This is a genomic window from Streptomyces sp. NPDC015661 (genome assembly GCF_043077765.1).
Classification (GTDB): domain Bacteria; phylum Actinomycetota; class Actinomycetes; order Streptomycetales; family Streptomycetaceae; genus Streptomyces.
The window spans coordinates 68406-84300 of the sequence record NZ_JBIBST010000018.1 but is presented as its reverse complement, the minus strand read 5'-3'; the positions used below and the strand labels follow the sequence as shown (position 1 = coordinate 84300).

Below are 15895 nucleotides of genomic sequence, written 5' to 3'. Positions count from 1 at the left end.
CCTCCTCCCCAGCAGCGCTCTCTGTGTGCGGCGGTGGTGCGTGACGGCAGAACATCTCGGGGGACGACACATGGGTCACATGGAACGGCCGCGACGCGTCGTGCAGTCGGGCGGCACCGCGCCGGCCGGCCAGGGACGCCAGACCGGGACGTCCCGGAGGCTCGTCACCGGACCGGAGGCGCGCCCCGCCGGCCCGCCAGGAGTCCGCGGCACGCCCCGCGAGCTGTACGACCCCCGGTCCGACCGGCTGCGCGGCGCCCTCCGCCGCCTCGACGCCGGCCTCGACGAGGCCACGAGCCGGCAGCTGGCCGACTGGGCCAGGGACGAGTACGCGGCGGCCCACGGCGCCGTCCCCCTCGGCTTCGTCGCCCGCTGCTACCTCGGCCCGCCCTACGTCGACCACATCCTCAACCTGTTCCAGGTGATCGTCCGGCACTTCTCGCCGGCGGAGGCCATGCCCGACCCCTTCACCAGGGCCCGTATGACCGCCCGCTCCGGCGGCTACGCGTACGTCGAGGTCTACGACAACGGGCTGATCCTCCCGGTCCTCGAAGACGGCACCGTCGTACGCCCCTGACCCGGCGCGACCACCCGAGGCAGGGCCTCGGCGTGGTTCCGTACGCCCCCTTCACCCACCCGAACGGAGAACCGACGCAATGGTCGAAAGGGACTTCGCCCTTCATCAGAAGGTGCGCGAGGTCGGCAACCTCGTGACCCGGCTCAGCGAGCAGGTCGGAGCGGTGTCCGGACAGGTCTCGTCCGTGGAGAACCGGCAGCAGCAGACCAGTAGCGAACTGCAGCAGCTGCGCGCCGACTTCCTGGAATTCGCCCAGCACTCGGTGCGCCTGGCCAACGTGCAGCGGGCCGAGACCAGGATCGGCGTCATCCAGGACGAGATCGACCACGCCTTCGGCCACTACAAGTCGGTCCGGCGCACCGCCGTCGGCATGCTCCAGGCCTTCGACGTCGGCATCGTGTCCGAGGAGAGCATCCGCCTCGTCAGCGACCAGCTGATGCTGCAGACCCCCCGCTACTGGCTCGCCCCCGCCCTGGTCGCGCTCGCCTCCTGGTCCTCCGACGACCGGCACCTGTGCGAACGCGCCGTCGAAGAGGCGTTCCGCCGCTCGCCGGAGCGCACCTCCCTGTTCTTCGCGCTCGTCCTGCGCCGCCAGAACAGGCGCCAGGCCGCGGTCCGTTGGCTCAGGCACTACCTGATCGCGCAGGACCCCGCGCGCCTTGGACGCGAGTTCGCGGTCATCCTGGAATCCATCGCCCAGGGCGCCTTCGGCCCGGAAGGCCGGGCGATGCTCGACGCGACCCTCCGCGAATGGCGCGAGACACTGAGCGCGGACCCGGACACCCGGGCCCGGCAGGTGCAGCGCTGGCGCGAAGAGATCGAGTCCCTGAGCGCCCCTTCGGCCAAGGGCCGTTACCCGAGGCTGTCGGCCGTCTCCCCGCAGTGGCCCGCACTCGACGGCGCGCTGTCCGGGGCCGGCGCCCATCAGCGGCTCATCGACAAGTACCAGGCGGTCATGGCGGGGGAGTCCGAGGCACCCGGACGGCTCGAGGACGCCGTCGACGACATCCTCGACCGGCTGGTCGGGGAGTACGACAACGAAGAGCTGCCGCTCCGCCGGGAACTGGCCTTCAACAAGAAGGTCGTCGACCGCGACGGCGACGTCCAGACGGCCCGGCACGAGACGGACGCCGACGCCTCCTCCTACGAGGAGACCCTCGACTACCTGACCGTGCAGAGCGCCGCCGCGCTCAATCCCGCGGCCATCGGCACCTCCGCGGCGACGCAGCGCATGGCGGTCGCGGCCTGCGACGAGTGGTTCTTCCAGGCGCACACGGGCTTCACCCGGGACGTGCGCGCGGCGGTGCCGGACGACGTGCGGGCGGTCTTCGGCCCGGCCCACACCGTCGGCGCGCAGGTCTTCCAACTGCCGCCCTGGGAAGGGTCCTTCACCCGTCCGCTCCAGGAGAACGAGGCCTCACTGGCCGGCCACTGGGACAGGCACATGGCGCCGTTCGTCGACGGGCTCGCGTATCCGCTCGTCAACAAGCTGGTGGCGCCCGTCATCGTCGTGCTCGGCATCCTGTTCCTCATCGGCCAGATCAGCCTGGGCTTCGCCTTCGCCGCCGCGGCGATCGTCGGTGCCGTGTGGGGCCTGGTCGTCTTCCAGGGGTACAAGGCCGGGCAGAAGCTCCAGGCCGACGCCCGCGGCCTGCTGGAGCAGGCCAAGCTGGAATCGCTGCACCAGCTCCGTGGCGCGGCCGCCGAACTGACCGACTGGTACGAGACGTTCCGGGCGGCCGACGTCGTCGAGGCCCGGTGCCGCGAGTTCATCACCTCGCTCGCCACCGCTCATCACGGCCCCTCTCCCTTCGAAGGCCGGACCGTACTCCAGGAGGACCACCGATGAGAGCCCCGCAGAAGCCCGCGGTACCTCCGCAGGCCGCCCCGCCGGCGGTCCGCAGGCCCACCACCGACTCGCCGTGGGCCGCCCGCCGCCCGGACCAGACCGAGCGGGCGACCAGCCGGCTGCGCCGCGTCGTCGAAGGCCTGCCCGACTGGGAACCGCTGCCGCCCGGCGAGACGCTGCTCCGCCGGCCCGGCACCGGCCGATGAGCGGATTCTGGGGGCACGGCGGCCCGTACGAGGAATGGGCGGCGTTTCTGCGCCGCTGGGCCGCGGGCGAGCCGGTGGATCCGGCACGCCTGCCGCCGATCGCGGCGGAGGCGTACGACGGCGACACGATCGCCCGGCTCACCGCACACCTCGTCCAGGCACTCGGCACGCGCCTGCAGGCCTGGGCCGACGCGCTGACCCGGGCCATGGGCGCGGTCGGCGACGAGTTCGAGGCCGGGCGCGAGCTGGCCCAGGCCCGCCACGGTCTGCGGCCCATCCGCGCCCTCGCCGGCCACTCCGGGCTGCCCGAGCAGCTCCGCGAGCGGCTGACCGAGGTGGTGGACCAGCAGATCGTCCAGGTGCAGGAACAGCTGGAGCGGCTCCTGGAGGAGGCTGCGGGGCATGACCCGGGCGCCGACTGGGTCGAGGAGCGCCGCCGCACGCTGCGGGACAACAAGCTCACGGCGGTACTGGACACCCCTCCGCCGCATCCGTCGAGCGGCCCCACCGCCGACCCGTGGACCTACGACCCCGCGGCGGCACCGCGCCGCAGGGTCCTGAGGGACTGACAGGAGGGAGGCTCCCGGCTTCCCTCCTGCACGCATCCGAGTCCCGCCCCGGCCGAGCCTGTACGCATCAGAGTCCCCGCCCCAGCCGAGTCCCGCCCCAGCCGAGTCCCGTCCGAGCCGAGTCCCGTCCGAGCCGATTCCCGAAGGTCCCCGATGTCGAACTACGCCGAATCCCTGAAGCACCTCGACAGCTACATCTCCGCGCGCGTCCCGGTCATCGGCATGCGCACCATCGAGCAGGAGCGTGCGCTGCGGCTGCTGAGGGAGGCGGCCACGCAGCCCCGCCGCAGCAGCCTGCCCTTCTGGATCTACACGCGGGCGACCGGTCTGCGGGACCTGCGCAGCAACACCACCGTCATCGACGACCGTTCGCTGACCGGCGCCATGGACTTCGCCGCCGCCCAGTTCACCAGCCGCGCCAACGCCACCGTCGTCTTCGTCGACCCGGCCGACCTCGAGAGCGACACCCCGGTCGCCCGGCACATGTCGGAGCTGGCCCGGCTGGCCGGCAACAACATGGGCAGCATCGTGGTCATCACCGACAGCCCCGTCTGGAGCGGTCTGCAGCGGCTCGGCATGAGCCTGCACCTCGACCTGCCGCACCCGGACGAGACGTACGAGACGCTCAGGGGTTTCCTCGCCGACCACGAGGGGATCATGCCGGTCCGCTGGGACGAGGGGGACACCCGCAGGGCCGCGGAGTTCCTGCGGGGGGTCACGGAGGCGGAGGCGATCAACCTGATGGCCACGGTGGCCGCGAAGGGTGCCATCGAGAAGGAAGACGTGCTCGGGCTCGCCCAGGCGAAGGACCGCATCTTCAGCGATCTGACCGGCCTCGAACGGGTCCGGCTGAAGGACTCGGACTACACCGTCGGCGGTCTGACGAGCCTGCGCGGATGGCTCCAGCGGAAGCATCGGCTGATGCACGAGGATCTGCGCGGGACGGAGCTGCGGCCGCCCCGCGGGGTGCTCCTCGTCGGCGTGCCGGGCTGCGGCAAGTCGCTGTCCGCCAAGGCGATCGCCAGCGAGTGGCAACTGCCGCTCTACCGGCTCGACATGGGCAGCATCCACGGCAAGTACCTGGGCGAGTCGGAGGGCCGCTTCCGGGAGGCACTGGCCATGGCGGACCGGGTCGCGCCCTGCATCCTGTGGATCGACGAGATCGAGAAGGGACTGGCCGGCCGGGACGACGGTTCGGGCGTGCCGCAGCGGATCATCGGCCAGTTCCTCTTCTGGCTCCAGGAGTCGGACTCCCGGGCCTTCGTCGTCGCCACCGCCAACGACGTACGGAGCCTGCCGCCCGAGCTCCTCCGCAAGGGCCGCTTCGACGAACTCTTCTTCGTCGACCTGCCCGACGCCCAGGACCGCAAGGAGATCATCGAGCTGTACTACGGGCTCTACCTGAAGCAGGCGCCCGCGGCGGAGCACCTGGACCGGCTGGTCGACCTGTCCGAGGGCTTCGCGGGCTCCGACATCGCCGCCGCGCTGCACGACGTGGGGGCCGAGGCGCACCTGAGCGGCGGCGTGGAGTTCCTCCGTCCCTCGCTCATCGTGGACGCCTTCGCCAACACCGTCCCGCTCAGCCGGGTCAACCCCGAGCAGATCGAGGAGATCCGGGCCTGGGGCCGTGAGCGTGCCGTCCCGGCCGGCCGTTCCGCCCAGGCGGCGTCCCCGGGCGCGAGCGGCCCCCGGCGCATCGTCTTCATGGAGGACTGAGGGAGGGGCGGACCGGCGGTGTCAGCGCCGGGACTTCTCGGGCGGGGCCGGGGCCGGCGAGGGGGTCACCGGGGTGGGCGCGGTGGGGCGGTGGGCGGTTCCCAGGTGCCAGAGGAGGGTGAGGGCGGTGACGCCCGCGGCCACCGGTCCGAGCTCGGCCGGGGCGAGCCCGAGGCCTTCCTGTGCCAGCCCGCCGAGACCGCCGCCGAGGGCGACGCCGATGTAGAGGGCGGAGGAGTTCAGCCCGAGCAGGACCGGTGCGGCGGCCGGGGCGAGGGAGATGAGCCGGTGCTGCTGCGGGACGACGGTGACGCCGGTGCTCAGACCCCAGAGCACCGCCCAGGCCAGGGCGGAGGCGAGGGTGCGGGTCGCCCACGGGGTGGCGGCCAGGACGAGCGCCGCGAGGGCGAGGGAGCCGGTGAGGACGCGGGTCGAGTCGTGACGGTCGACCAGACGTCCGGCGGCGATGTTCCCGGCCAGGGTGCCGACTCCCCAGGCCAGCAGGATCAGGGTCAGCAGCGACTCGTTGCCGCCCGTGGCGTCCCGTAGGGCCGGGGCGATGTACGTGTAGAGGGTGTACGTACCGAGGAACGCGAGCGACGTGACGGCCAGGAGCGCCAGGACGCTGCCCTGCCGGAGCGGGCGCAGACGGTCGGCCAGCGAGGCGGCGGGGAGCGTCACCCGGGGGAGGCCGACGGCGATGCCGGCGATCGCGAGCAGGCCGATCCCGGCGACGGCCCACAGGGTGAGGTGCCAGTCGGTGCGGCCGATCAGCGTGCCGAGCGGCAGTCCCAGCGCGGTCGCCAGGGTCAGTCCGCCCAGGACGAACGCCAGGGCCCGGCCCCGGCGTTCGGGCGGGGCGATCGCCGCCGCCGTGCTGGAGGCGGCGGAGGTGAGGGTGCCCGCTCCCACGGCGGTGACGATCCGCGCGGCCATGACCACGTCGTAACGGGTGCCCAGGGCGGTGACGGCGTTGCCGATCACGAACACCGCCAGGGCGGTCAGCAGTGCCGTACGCCGGTCCAGCCTGCTGGTGAGGGCGCCCGTGATCGGGGCGGACAGGGCCAGTGTCAGCGCGAAGGCCGTGACCAACTGACCGGCCGCGGGGGTCGACACCCCCAGGTCGGCGGCGATGGAGGGTAACAGGCCCGCGATGACGTAGCCGTCGGTGCCGACGGCGAACGTCGCCAGGGCCAGGGGGAGAAGTCGTTTCAGCAAGGTTCGTTCCGCCTTTCCGGAGCGCCGTGGAGGCCGGAGATCGGCACCGTACCCAATACATGGATGCTTGTCCATGTATCCATGAATGGGTAGGCTCGGGTGGCGTCACGAACGGAGGGAGCGACGATGCGCGAGGTGTCCCAGCCGGCGGCCGAGGCGATCCGGATGGTGGACGTGCTGCGCGCACTCGCCGATCCGGTGCGCCTCGACATCGTCCAGCGGCTCGCCGTGACCGGCGAGGAGAGTTGCAACGCCATCGGCGAGGACCTGGACGTCCACCAGACCACGCTGTCGCACCACTACCGGGTGCTGCGCGAGGCGGGAGTCACCTGGACCACCATCCAGGGGCGCTCCCGACTGGTACGACTCCGCCGCGAGGACCTGGACGCGCTCTTCCCCGGCCTGCTCGCCTCCGTGCTGAACGGGGCGGCGGCACAGACCGATGCCCGCGCCGCCGCCCCGCGTGAGGCGAGGGGGAGCGCACGATAGTCGGCCGCCTGCGTCGATCGCGGCGAAGACCGATGAAGAACACCGGGGCCTGGTCCGGCAGCGGGGCGGCGTGGCCTACGGCCGGCGCGGGGCCCGGCTGATCCGCACGGCTACGGAGCTGTGCCCCCCGGGAGCAGACCTGCGAAGCGGCGGCGTACTGCGGTGCCGGCCACACCTTGGCGGTGCCCACGCAGTGCAGGAAGCCGGAGACCGGCCCCTCCGGCGCGGCGGCCCACCCTCCCTGGGAAGGGCTGGGCCGCCGGCGCCATCCTCCATGCACCGCCCCGGTCGGGGGTCGGTACACCGTCGCCGCCCACTGGCCCCGGTAGAGCGACGTCACCCGGCGAGGGCGGCGGGGGCAATCGAGCGGCGGTGGAATGCAGCGGTCCGTAGGCAGCCTGATTGCTGACGCAATCGCTTTGGCAAGTTCCATGGACAACTGCCCCCCAATGGCCCGGCGCTCCCTAACTCGCCGCTACAGCCCCGATTTGGGACACTATCTCCCATTCATGGGTAACGTGATGTCACTTGTTGATCACCCAGAATGAGACGAGCGATGTGACCTCGGTCACATCCGGGCTCACGACGGGCGGTGGTGATTTGCAATATCGAACGGTCCGCTCGGAGGCGCGACACACGCTTCGACCTCCGTCAGCTCGCCGTTGGCCGTGCCGTCCAGGCACAGGCGCCCACCCTTGTCGCGAAGGTCGACGGCGAACGTCGTGACCGCGCCGGACCGCTTCAGGCCGTGGATGCGCTCGTCGATGTAGCCGAGGCCGTTCAGCGTCTTCCTGACCTGGGCGGGATCGGGCTTCTTGAGCTGCAGGAGCGCCTCGGCCACGCGCTGTTCGTGCTGCACGCCGGCGCACCAGTCGTGGGCGTCGAGCTCCACTTCCGGACCTGCCGTGGGGGCGACGGGCTCGACGGCGCCGCCCGGCGGCGGCTCGACCGTGGCACCGGGCGGCGCCTCCACCGGAGCGGTCGGTGCCTCGCCCTTCGGGGCGGCCGGCGACTCCCTCTTCGTGCCCGGCGGAGGGCACTCCCGCGCCACCTCGTCCAGCATCTTGGTGAAGGCCGCGTCTTTCCTGGTCGAGACGGCATCGACGGGCTTGGCCCGCTCCCCCTGGGAGTCCGGCTGCTCGGATCCGCAGGCGGCCAGGGTCAGAGCGGCGAGAGCCGTCACCGCGAGGGTGCGCCGGCGGCGACGCATTACGGGGTCAACTGGCTTGATCCGGGCTCGTGTTCGCTTCATGTACTCAGTCTTGGGCCGGGGCGCACGCGCCACATGAGTACGCGTACTCAACCTCGGGCCGGCGGCCGGGCGATCTTTACTGCTGCAAGGAAGCGGAATCAACTACCCCCGTTTTCCCGGTACTTGTGGCGGTGATCGACGCCGGTCTACGTTCCGCAGCGATCAAGCAACACACCAACGACACGAGGGGGGAACTCGTGCGCAAGACAGCCCTGCCTGTCATGGCCGCGCTTTCCATGGCGCTGCTGATCCCGCAGCAGACCGCCGGAGCCGCCGTCACCGAGCAGTCCCAGGCCGCGGCCGCCACTGTCGACCCGCCGCTTGCCGACGGGGAGATCCAGCAGGTCGGTCCCGGCCAGTACTCCACCGCGGAGAAGTCCTTCGAGCTGTACGAGACCGATGTGGCCGAGGGCCTCATGGGCCGTACCCACACCGTGACCGAAGGCGCGGACGGCGTCGCCCGGCCGGAGTCGGCTCCCGCGACCCGTCCGGACCAGGGCGTCTTCGGCCCCGGCTGGGAAGCCGGGTTCCTGGGTGGCCAGCTCAACCGCAAGCTGGAGCAGAAGACCGACTCCGTCGTGGTCACGGACCTCGACGCGAAGGTCTCCGTCTCGTACGCGCTGAAGAGCAGCGTCGACTACCCGAGCGGCGGTGGCGTCAAGAAGTACGAGACCACCACCGGCGACAAGCTCACCGAGACCACCACGTACAACGAGGCGACCGGAACGCTGGTCACCACCGCGGTCGAGACCCTCGCCCCGGCCACCGGCACCCCGGACACCGACGTGACCGGCGACGAGGACGCCGGCGCGCCCATCGGGGTCGCCAACCTCACGGCCACCTACAACTGGAAGCAGGTCGCTCCGGGCACCGACAAGTGGCGCGTCACCAGCCTGGGCAACCTGGCCGACGGTGCCACCGCCACGGTCTCCTACGACACCAAGGGCCGCCTCGCCACGGTCAGCGAGCCCGCCACCGCCGACGCCCCGGCGCAGTCGCTGGCGGTCAAGTACTCGACCGCCACGACGGCCACCGGCACGACGCTCGGTGAGTACACGGGCCGCGCCAAGGAGATCACCCTCACCTCGGGTGCCACCACGCAGACGCTGGCGCGCTACTCCTACGACGCCTCGGGTCTGCTGCGCAACGTGACCAACCCGGTCGAGGGCACCGACCCGGTCTCGTCGTACGCCTACGACTCCACGGGCCGTGTCTCCGACGTCGCCTCGCCGTCCAACGGCGAGTGGGACCTGACGTTCCCGGCCGAGTCGGCCGCCCCGAACGCCGAGCCCGTCGGCACCGACCTGCCGTCCTCCACCGAGCCCCTGGCGGGCCCGGCCGGTGACGGAACCGCGACCACGCCCCCGGCCGGCGACTTCACCACCGGTGAGATCAACGACCCGCAGGCCTACCCGCGTTACTGCAACCGCGCCACCGAGTGGATGTGGTACCTCAACCGCGGCTGCGTCGCGTGGGCCGCGCACTACGGCTGGCACTGGCCGTACTTCCGGTACACGCCGACCGGCTTCCGCGTCGCGGGCATCCTCTACGACGGCTGCAGCACCCCCGGCCCGAACATCAGCCGCCCGGGCGGCTTCAACTTCCGGGCCGCGTGCGACACCCACGACTACGGCTACGGCCTGATCGGCAACACGTACAAGGGCTACAAGTACTACCTGGACCGCAGCAAGAAGTCGAACGTCGACAACGCCTTCTACACCACGATGAAGACGCACAGCTGCAAGGCGTACAACATCTTCGTCCGCTGGAAGTGCAACTCCTACGCGTACGTCTACCTCAAGGCCGTGGCCTGGAAGGGCAACCCGAAGAACGGTGCCAACAAGACCTGATCACGGGTCCGCGCACCTACTGACGACGCACCGCACAACCTCCTGACGGAGCACGCCCCTCGGGCGTGAACGGGCCGGGTGGCGGACACCCCCGCCGCCCGGCCCGTTCCACCAGGATCGCTCACCCCATCGCCCCCCCACATCTCCCCGGGCTGCGCCATGCCTGTCTCCCCACAGGCCCGGCCATGGCGAGCCCCCTGCTCACCGAGGCAATATGAAGAGAACGATCTGGGCGACGGTCGTCACCGCGATGACGGCCGTGACCCTCGGCGCCGCGATACCGGCCCACGCCGTCACGCCGTCGATCACCGCGACAGCGGCCGGAGCCACGACCGACCCGGTCGACCCGCCGCTCTACGACCAGACCGCGGGCGGCGGCAAGATCCGCGTCAACGTCGTCACCGAGACCCTCGCGGACGTCGCCGACGCGGCGACCGCCGGCGAGACGAAGCAGGAATTCGAGACCGTGCCGGTGGTCACCCTCAAGGTGGACCGGGCCGGCCTCGACCAACTCGCCGCGAAACCGGGCGTGGTCAGCGTCACCGAGGACAAGGCGGAGCCGGCGACCCTGGACCAGAGCATTCCGCTCATCGGCGGGGACGACGCCTTCGCCGCGGGCAAGACCGGTACGGGCCAGGCGATCGCCGTCCTGGACACCGGTGTCGAGACCGGGCACCCGTTCCTGAAGAACCGGGTCGTGGCCGAGGCCTGCTTCTCGCCGAGCGACGCCGAGAGCGGCGTCGTCAGCCTGTGCCCGAACGGCACCGACACGCAGGAGGGCACCGGTGCCGCCAACACCGCGGCCGGCCCCTGCGCGACCATGGCCGCCTGCGACCACGGCACCCACGTGGCCGGCATCGCCGCGGGCAACGGCACCGGCATCACGGGCGCTCCCAAGCACGGTGTCGCGCCCGGCGCCAACATCGTCGCCATCCAGGTCTTCAGCCAGTTCACCACCGAGGAGTTCTGCGGTGGCATCGCCCCCTGCGTGGGCAGCTACCAGAGCGCCCAGCTCAAGGGCCTCGAACACGTGCTGAAGCTCAAGCAGGCCGGTACGCCGATCGTCGCGGCCAACCTCAGCCTCGGCAACGGCCGTTACGCCACCGCCTGCGACACCGATCTGCGCAAGCCGGTCGTGGACAGCCTGCTGACCGCCGGCGTGGCCACCGTGATCGCGGCCGGCAACAACGGCCACACCGACGCGGTGAGCATGCCCGGCTGCATCTCCTCCGCCATCACGGTCGGCTCGACCACCGACGACGACGAGCTCTCCGCCTTCACCAACCGGGGCCCCCTGCTGGACCTGTTCGCCCCCGGCACCGGCATCGTCTCCTCCGTTCCCGGCGGCGCCTACGCCTCCAAGAACGGCACCTCCATGGCCGCGCCGCACGTGGCCGGCGCGTACGCCGTGCTCAAGCAGGCCTTCCCCACCAAGAGCATCGCCGACCTGACGGCCCTGCTGAAGAGCAGCGGCCGGGGCATCATCTACACCGGCGCCACCACCCCGCGGATCGACCTCGGTGCCGCTCTCAGCGGCGGGGGCACCACCCCGAAGCCCGCCGGGATGACCGACTTCAACGGTGACGGCGCGGAGGACATCGCGATCTCCGACCCCCAGGCCACCGTCGGTACGGACGCGAAGGCCGGTCTGATCCGCCTCGTGTACGGCGGCGGCAAGGGCACCGCGGAGATCAGCCAGGACCTGGACTGGGTGCCGGGCGGCGCCGAGGCGGACGACTACTTCGGCGAGACCCTGGCCACCATCGACTGGAACAAGGACGGCTTCACCGACCTGGTCGCCGGAACCCCGAGCGAGACCGTCGGCACCGCCGCCGACGCGGGCTTCGTCGACATCCTGTACGGCGCGGCCGGCGGTCTGGGCACCGGCACTCTGAAGGCGACGCACTTCGAACAGGGCGCCGGCACGGGTGCGATCGCGGGTTCGACGTCCGAGGCGGGCGACCGGATGGGCCACAGGATCGCGGCCGCGGTGAACGACGCCGGCCGGCCGTACCTGATCATCGGCCTGCCCGGTGAAGCCATCGGCAGCGTCGCGCAGGCGGGTTCCGCGTTCTACGTGTACGGCACCACCAGCGTCGCGATAAGCCAGGCGACGGCCGGTGTCGCCGGTGAGCCCGAGACGGGCGACCTCTTCGCCTGGTCCGTGAGCGCCGACCAGAACTACATCGCCATCGGTGCTCCCAACGAGGCCATCGGCAGCATGGCGAAGTCCGGCAGCGTCGTGATCTTCGACGCCAACCGTTTCGACTCCACCGGCCACCCGCTGCCGCTGGCCTGGCTCGACCAGGACAACGCGGCCATCTCCGGTGGCGCCGAGGCGGGCGACCAGTTCGGGTACGCGGTGGCCATGGCCCCGTTCCGGGCCAGCGGCGCCGCGGCCGCCACGGAGTCGATCCTGGCGATCGGTTCGCCCGGCGAGAGCGTGACGGTCGGCACCGAGGACCGCGCCAACGCGGGCCGTGTGGTGCAGATCCGCATCAAGCCCGACGGCACCTGGAGCTACCTGCGCGAGCTGAAGCAGGGCACCGCGGACGACGACGTGTCCGGCACCTCCGAGACCGGTGACCGCATGGGCGAGTACCTCACCGCCGTCAACACCGCCCCCGGTTCGGTGAGCACCGTGGCGTCCATGCGCCTCGCCGTGGGAACGCCCGGTGAGGACATCGGCACCGTGGCCGACGCGGGCGCGATCCACACGTTCTCGCTGGCCGGATCGGCGGGCCCGAACGACCGCTGGATCGAGGCCGGTAACGGCACCGGCATCCCCGGTACCCCTGGCGCCAGCCAGTACCTGGGCAAGAACATCCACTTCACGGCGACCAAGCTGTACGCGGGCATGCCCTTCGGGCCCCTGGCCACCGGCGCGCTCTACGCGCTGCCGATGTCCAACGTGACGCAGGGCGGCACGATCGCGGCCGCCACCACGTACAAGCCCGGCTCCGGTGGACTCCCGGCGAACGGCGTGGCCTTCGGCTACTCGGCACGGTAGACACCGGTTGACGTGAGCAGCCCCCGAAGGCACCGGCCTTCGGGGGCTGCGAGCCATGTGCGCCGCCTGAGCCCAGCCCATCGGCCCCTACAGCCAGTCCCGGCGCTTGAAGACAACGTACAGACTGACGCACACGAACCCCATCAAGGCGATCGCGAAGGGGTATCCCAAGCCCCAGTGCAGCTCCGGCATGGTGTCGAAGTTCATGCCGTAGATGGTTCCCACGAGTGTGGGGGCGAAGAGGATGGCCGCCCAGGCGGAGATCTTCTTGAAGTTGTCGCCCTCGGGGCGCTGACCTGCGTGAATCGCTAGAGAAGGCTCGCTGACCTGATGCTTTGCATGTTTCCGGGGCTTTCACCGTGATGCCGTTTTACGCGGTTGATTCTCCCCAGCCGCTCCCCAGCGGGCCTTCATTCTCCCCAGATTCTCCCCGACGAGCGCCGGTTCCCAGGGGCGTCATCGCTGGTGAGAGGCCCCTCTCTGGGTACGGGGAACGGCTACGTACGGTACGGGAAAGCGGGTCTTGCGCCCCCGTCCCGGCCGGACCGGTGGCTTGGCGTCCTGACACTGCGCGCCGACCCGCGCGGCGGGCAGTCGCGCCCTGACCCGGGTCGCATCGTTGTCGAGGGTAGCTGTCACCTACCCGCACGGCAGCGTCCCGGAGGAGCCGTTCGTGGACATTGCGTGGTAGGTCATCCAGGAGGTCCTCTGTCACGGTGCGGAGATCGCTCTGCTTCGTGTGAGCCCGACCACGCGGCAACCCTGCCCCCGCCCTGGCGCGCCGTGTGATCGGGTCGAGGCTGCAATGAGTGGCAGGGCCGGTTCGGGACGGAGCAGGGACGGTCGCCGGGTGCTGCCCGGGCCGCCCGCCCGCCCGCTTGTCGGGGACAGGAAGGCGTGTTGATGCCCGTACCCGCTCATCCCGATCTGCTGCCCAAGGGGCTCGTCGTGCTGACCGCGGTCACGGGTACCGTCGGCCGGTGACGGGAAGTGTTGTATCCGATCGCGCACCCGTGGTGTCGCCCCCGACCTGCTGAGGTCGGTACCGAGCCGCGTAGCGACGATCTCGACCTCGCGGGCGAGCGGTGACGTCGATCGGGGACGGCCGTGCCGGGGTCGCGCGGATGCTGGAGCATCTCCCGCCAGAGGGGCGCGCCCGCGTGCTGCGAGCCTTGGACGGGGTTCCCCCGCGACGAGCGTGGAGCCGTCGCTCAGTGGGTCAGGCCGTTGCCAACTTTGAGGGATCGTTGCGAGTTGTGGTCCGAACGGGCATCGAGGGCCACTGAATTGCGGTCTCGTGCGGACTGTCGGCCCGTGCGCCGCTTGCGAGGCGAGCTCACGGGGTCTGGGCGGTCTGCCCGACCAAGAGGCGTTCCCGGTGACGTACCACGTGGAGTGTGCCGCGATCCTCGAACCGGCCGCGAAGAAGGGCTCTTGACCTGCACTTCGAGGTCCGGCAGTGCGAAAGCCTGACTTTTCGCTGCCATGGGTCCGAAGCCCATGGCAGCGCCGGCCGCATTGAACTGCACGCGAGCCTCGACGTCCCGGGTCCGGTACCGCCGGATCTGGAGGCGTAAGCGCGGGCCCCGTACCAGGTCGTGGTACCGACTTCGGCCACCCTGAATCTGTGGTGCCCTGGCGCTGTTTCCCTCCGTGCGCGGCCCTGTCGGGCGCCCAGTGAGCCCGCGGTGCGGTGCAGACAGGCACCGCACGCGCCTACCATGGGGGAATCATGCGCACGGCAAACGGTAAGTGGGGGTGAACGGTGTCCGAGGTGTCCTTGGTCCCGGGGTCGGTGGCGGAGCACACGGTCTGCCTGCTGCTGAAGCTGGGCCAGGTGGCGTTCCGGTTGAGCGAGGACCAGTTGGACGACCTGGGTCTGCGGGTGCGCCACTACAGCATCCTGCAGGCGCTCGTGGACAACGGTCCCCAGCCGCAGCTGGGCCTCGGTACGTACCTGCGGATCGACCCGGCCACGATGGTGAGCAGCTTGGACACCCTGGAGAGTGCCGGGTACGTGTCGCGAGCGCGTGATCAGCGGGACCGGCGCAGGTACCTCGTGCAGGTCACCGCGGCCGGGGCCGCCGTGCTGGACCGCGCCAACGAGGGGTTCGACCGGCTCGACGCGCGGATGCTCGAGGATCTCGCCCCGGCCGACCGTGCGGCTCTCCACCGGTTCCTGGGCGAACTCGCGTCGGGCTCCACCCTGCCGGCGCTCTACGACGCCGTGCGCGAGCAGCCGGCGCCCAAGAAGGGGTCGTAGAACCGCCGCGAGCAGGTCGACGGACCTGGCTGAGCCGGCTCTTTCGGCCTGCTCGACGCGAAGGTCATGCGGGATCGACGAAGATGTCGAGCTCCAACTCGCCCGAGGCGTCGGCGGGGAGGTACGCGGAGAGGTCGTACACGCCCTCCGCGGCGAGGACCTCGTCGTCGACGAAGAGGTTGCCGGTGCATTCCCGGGAGCCGCCGGTGAGGATGGCGTGCGCGGCATCGGCAACGATCTGCGGGGCGCGGGCGCGGTCGGCGCCGCCGATCACGTTGCGCACGGCCGCGGTGTCGATCAGGGTGCGCGGCCACAGGGAGTTGGCGGCGATTCCGTCCTCGGCGAGTTCCTCGGCCAGCCCGATGGTGCACAGGCTCATGCCGTACTTGGACAGGGTGTAGCCGAGATGGCGGCCGATCCAGTGCGGCGCGAGGTTCAGCGGCGGTGACAGCGTCAGGATGTGCGGGTTGACCGAGGCCCGAAGATGCGGGATCGCGGCCTTGCTCAGCAGGAAGGTGCCGCGCGTGTTGATGTCCTGCATCAGGTCGTAGCGCTTCATCCCGAGTGTCTCGGTGCCGGACAGGTCGATGGCACTGGCGTTGTTGACCACGATGTCGACACCCCCGAAGGAGTCCACGGCCTGCTGGACCGCCGAGTGGACATCGTCCTCGTCGCGTACGTCCCCGACGACGGCGACGGCCTTGCCGCCCGCCCGCTCGATCTCCTCGGCGGCGGTGAACACGGTGCCCTCCAGCCGGGGGTCCGGCATCGCCGTCTTGGCGAGCATCACCACGTTGGCACCGTCCCGCGCCGCACGGAGCGCGATCGCCAGCCCTATCCCCCGGCTTCCGCCGGACATCAAGATCGTCCTGCCGGCCAGCGTCCTTGTCATGACC

Annotated in this window: 12 protein-coding genes and 1 pseudogene; 9 read left to right on the top strand and 4 right to left on the bottom strand. The window is 71.1% G+C overall.

The window, feature by feature from the left end; translation table 11 throughout:
- The first annotated feature begins 79 nt into the window (after positions 1-79).
- The 5 genes from ACF07V_RS35580 to ACF07V_RS35560 all read left to right on the top strand — a co-directional run bounded on the left by ACF07V_RS35580 (position 80) and on the right by ACF07V_RS35560 (position 4917).
- Entirely contained in the window at positions 80-577 is a 498-nt protein-coding gene (locus ACF07V_RS35580) for a hypothetical protein (RefSeq protein ID WP_392159818.1), read from the top strand.
- A 79-nt stretch (positions 578-656) separates the two neighbouring features.
- Positions 657-2426 carry a hypothetical protein gene (locus tag ACF07V_RS35575; RefSeq protein ID WP_392159817.1) on the top strand — a complete coding sequence of 590 codons (1770 nt, stop codon included), beginning with the start codon at positions 657-659 and terminating at the stop codon, positions 2424-2426.
- On the top strand, positions 2423-2632 hold the full coding sequence (locus ACF07V_RS35570; protein WP_392159815.1) for a hypothetical protein: 210 nt from the start codon (positions 2423-2425) through the stop codon (positions 2630-2632). The genes ACF07V_RS35575 and ACF07V_RS35570 overlap by 4 nt, the downstream gene beginning before the upstream one ends.
- On the top strand, positions 2629-3201 hold the full coding sequence (locus tag ACF07V_RS35565) for a hypothetical protein (RefSeq protein ID WP_392159814.1): 573 nt from the start codon (positions 2629-2631) through the stop codon (positions 3199-3201). The genes ACF07V_RS35570 and ACF07V_RS35565 overlap by 4 nt, the downstream gene beginning before the upstream one ends.
- A gap of 153 nt (positions 3202-3354) precedes the next feature.
- The gene (locus ACF07V_RS35560) at positions 3355-4917 is read left to right on the top strand and encodes an AAA family ATPase (RefSeq protein WP_392159812.1); all 1563 of its coding nucleotides are present in this window, start codon (positions 3355-3357) and stop codon (positions 4915-4917) included.
- A gap of 21 nt (positions 4918-4938) precedes the next feature.
- On the opposite strand, the gene ACF07V_RS35555 is transcribed toward ACF07V_RS35560, so the two are convergent.
- On the bottom strand, positions 4939-6135 hold the full coding sequence (locus ACF07V_RS35555) for an MFS transporter (RefSeq protein ID WP_392159811.1): 1197 nt from the start codon (positions 6133-6135) through the stop codon (positions 4939-4941).
- A gap of 126 nt (positions 6136-6261) precedes the next feature.
- Between ACF07V_RS35555 and ACF07V_RS35550 the strand changes: the two genes are divergently transcribed.
- Entirely contained in the window at positions 6262-6624 is a 363-nt protein-coding gene (locus tag ACF07V_RS35550) for an ArsR/SmtB family transcription factor (protein WP_392159810.1), read from the top strand.
- Positions 6625-7204: 580 nt separating this feature from the next.
- Here the strand turns inward: ACF07V_RS35550 and ACF07V_RS35545 are convergent.
- Positions 7205-7876, bottom strand: a complete 672-nt coding sequence (locus tag ACF07V_RS35545) for a hypothetical protein (protein ID WP_392159809.1) — start codon at positions 7874-7876, stop codon at positions 7205-7207.
- 197 nt (positions 7877-8073) lie between these two features.
- On the opposite strand from ACF07V_RS35545, the gene ACF07V_RS35540 reads away from it, so the two are divergent.
- Both ACF07V_RS35540 and ACF07V_RS35535 read left to right on the top strand, forming a co-directional pair.
- Complete coding sequence (locus ACF07V_RS35540; protein ID WP_392159808.1) at positions 8074-9726, top strand: phospholipase A2; 1653 nt, start codon at positions 8074-8076, stop codon at positions 9724-9726.
- Between the two features lie 214 nt (positions 9727-9940).
- Positions 9941-12736: a S8 family serine peptidase gene (locus ACF07V_RS35535; protein ID WP_392159807.1), complete on the top strand. Its 2796-nt coding sequence runs from the start codon at positions 9941-9943 to the stop codon at positions 12734-12736.
- Between the two features lie 87 nt (positions 12737-12823).
- Here the strand turns inward: ACF07V_RS35535 and ACF07V_RS35530 are convergent.
- Positions 12824-13009 (bottom strand): annotated as a pseudogene (locus tag ACF07V_RS35530) (CorA family divalent cation transporter); the annotation flags it as partial.
- Between the two features lie 1501 nt (positions 13010-14510).
- Here ACF07V_RS35530 and ACF07V_RS35525 point away from each other — a divergent pair.
- Positions 14511-14999 carry a MarR family winged helix-turn-helix transcriptional regulator gene (locus tag ACF07V_RS35525; RefSeq protein WP_392159806.1) on the top strand — a complete coding sequence of 163 codons (489 nt, stop codon included), beginning with the start codon at positions 14511-14513 and terminating at the stop codon, positions 14997-14999.
- A 64-nt stretch (positions 15000-15063) separates the two neighbouring features.
- On the opposite strand, the gene ACF07V_RS35520 is transcribed toward ACF07V_RS35525, so the two are convergent.
- A complete protein-coding gene (locus ACF07V_RS35520) occupies positions 15064-15891 on the bottom strand; it encodes an SDR family oxidoreductase (RefSeq protein WP_392159805.1) in 828 nt (275 codons plus the stop codon).
- Positions 15892-15895 lie beyond the last annotated feature (4 nt).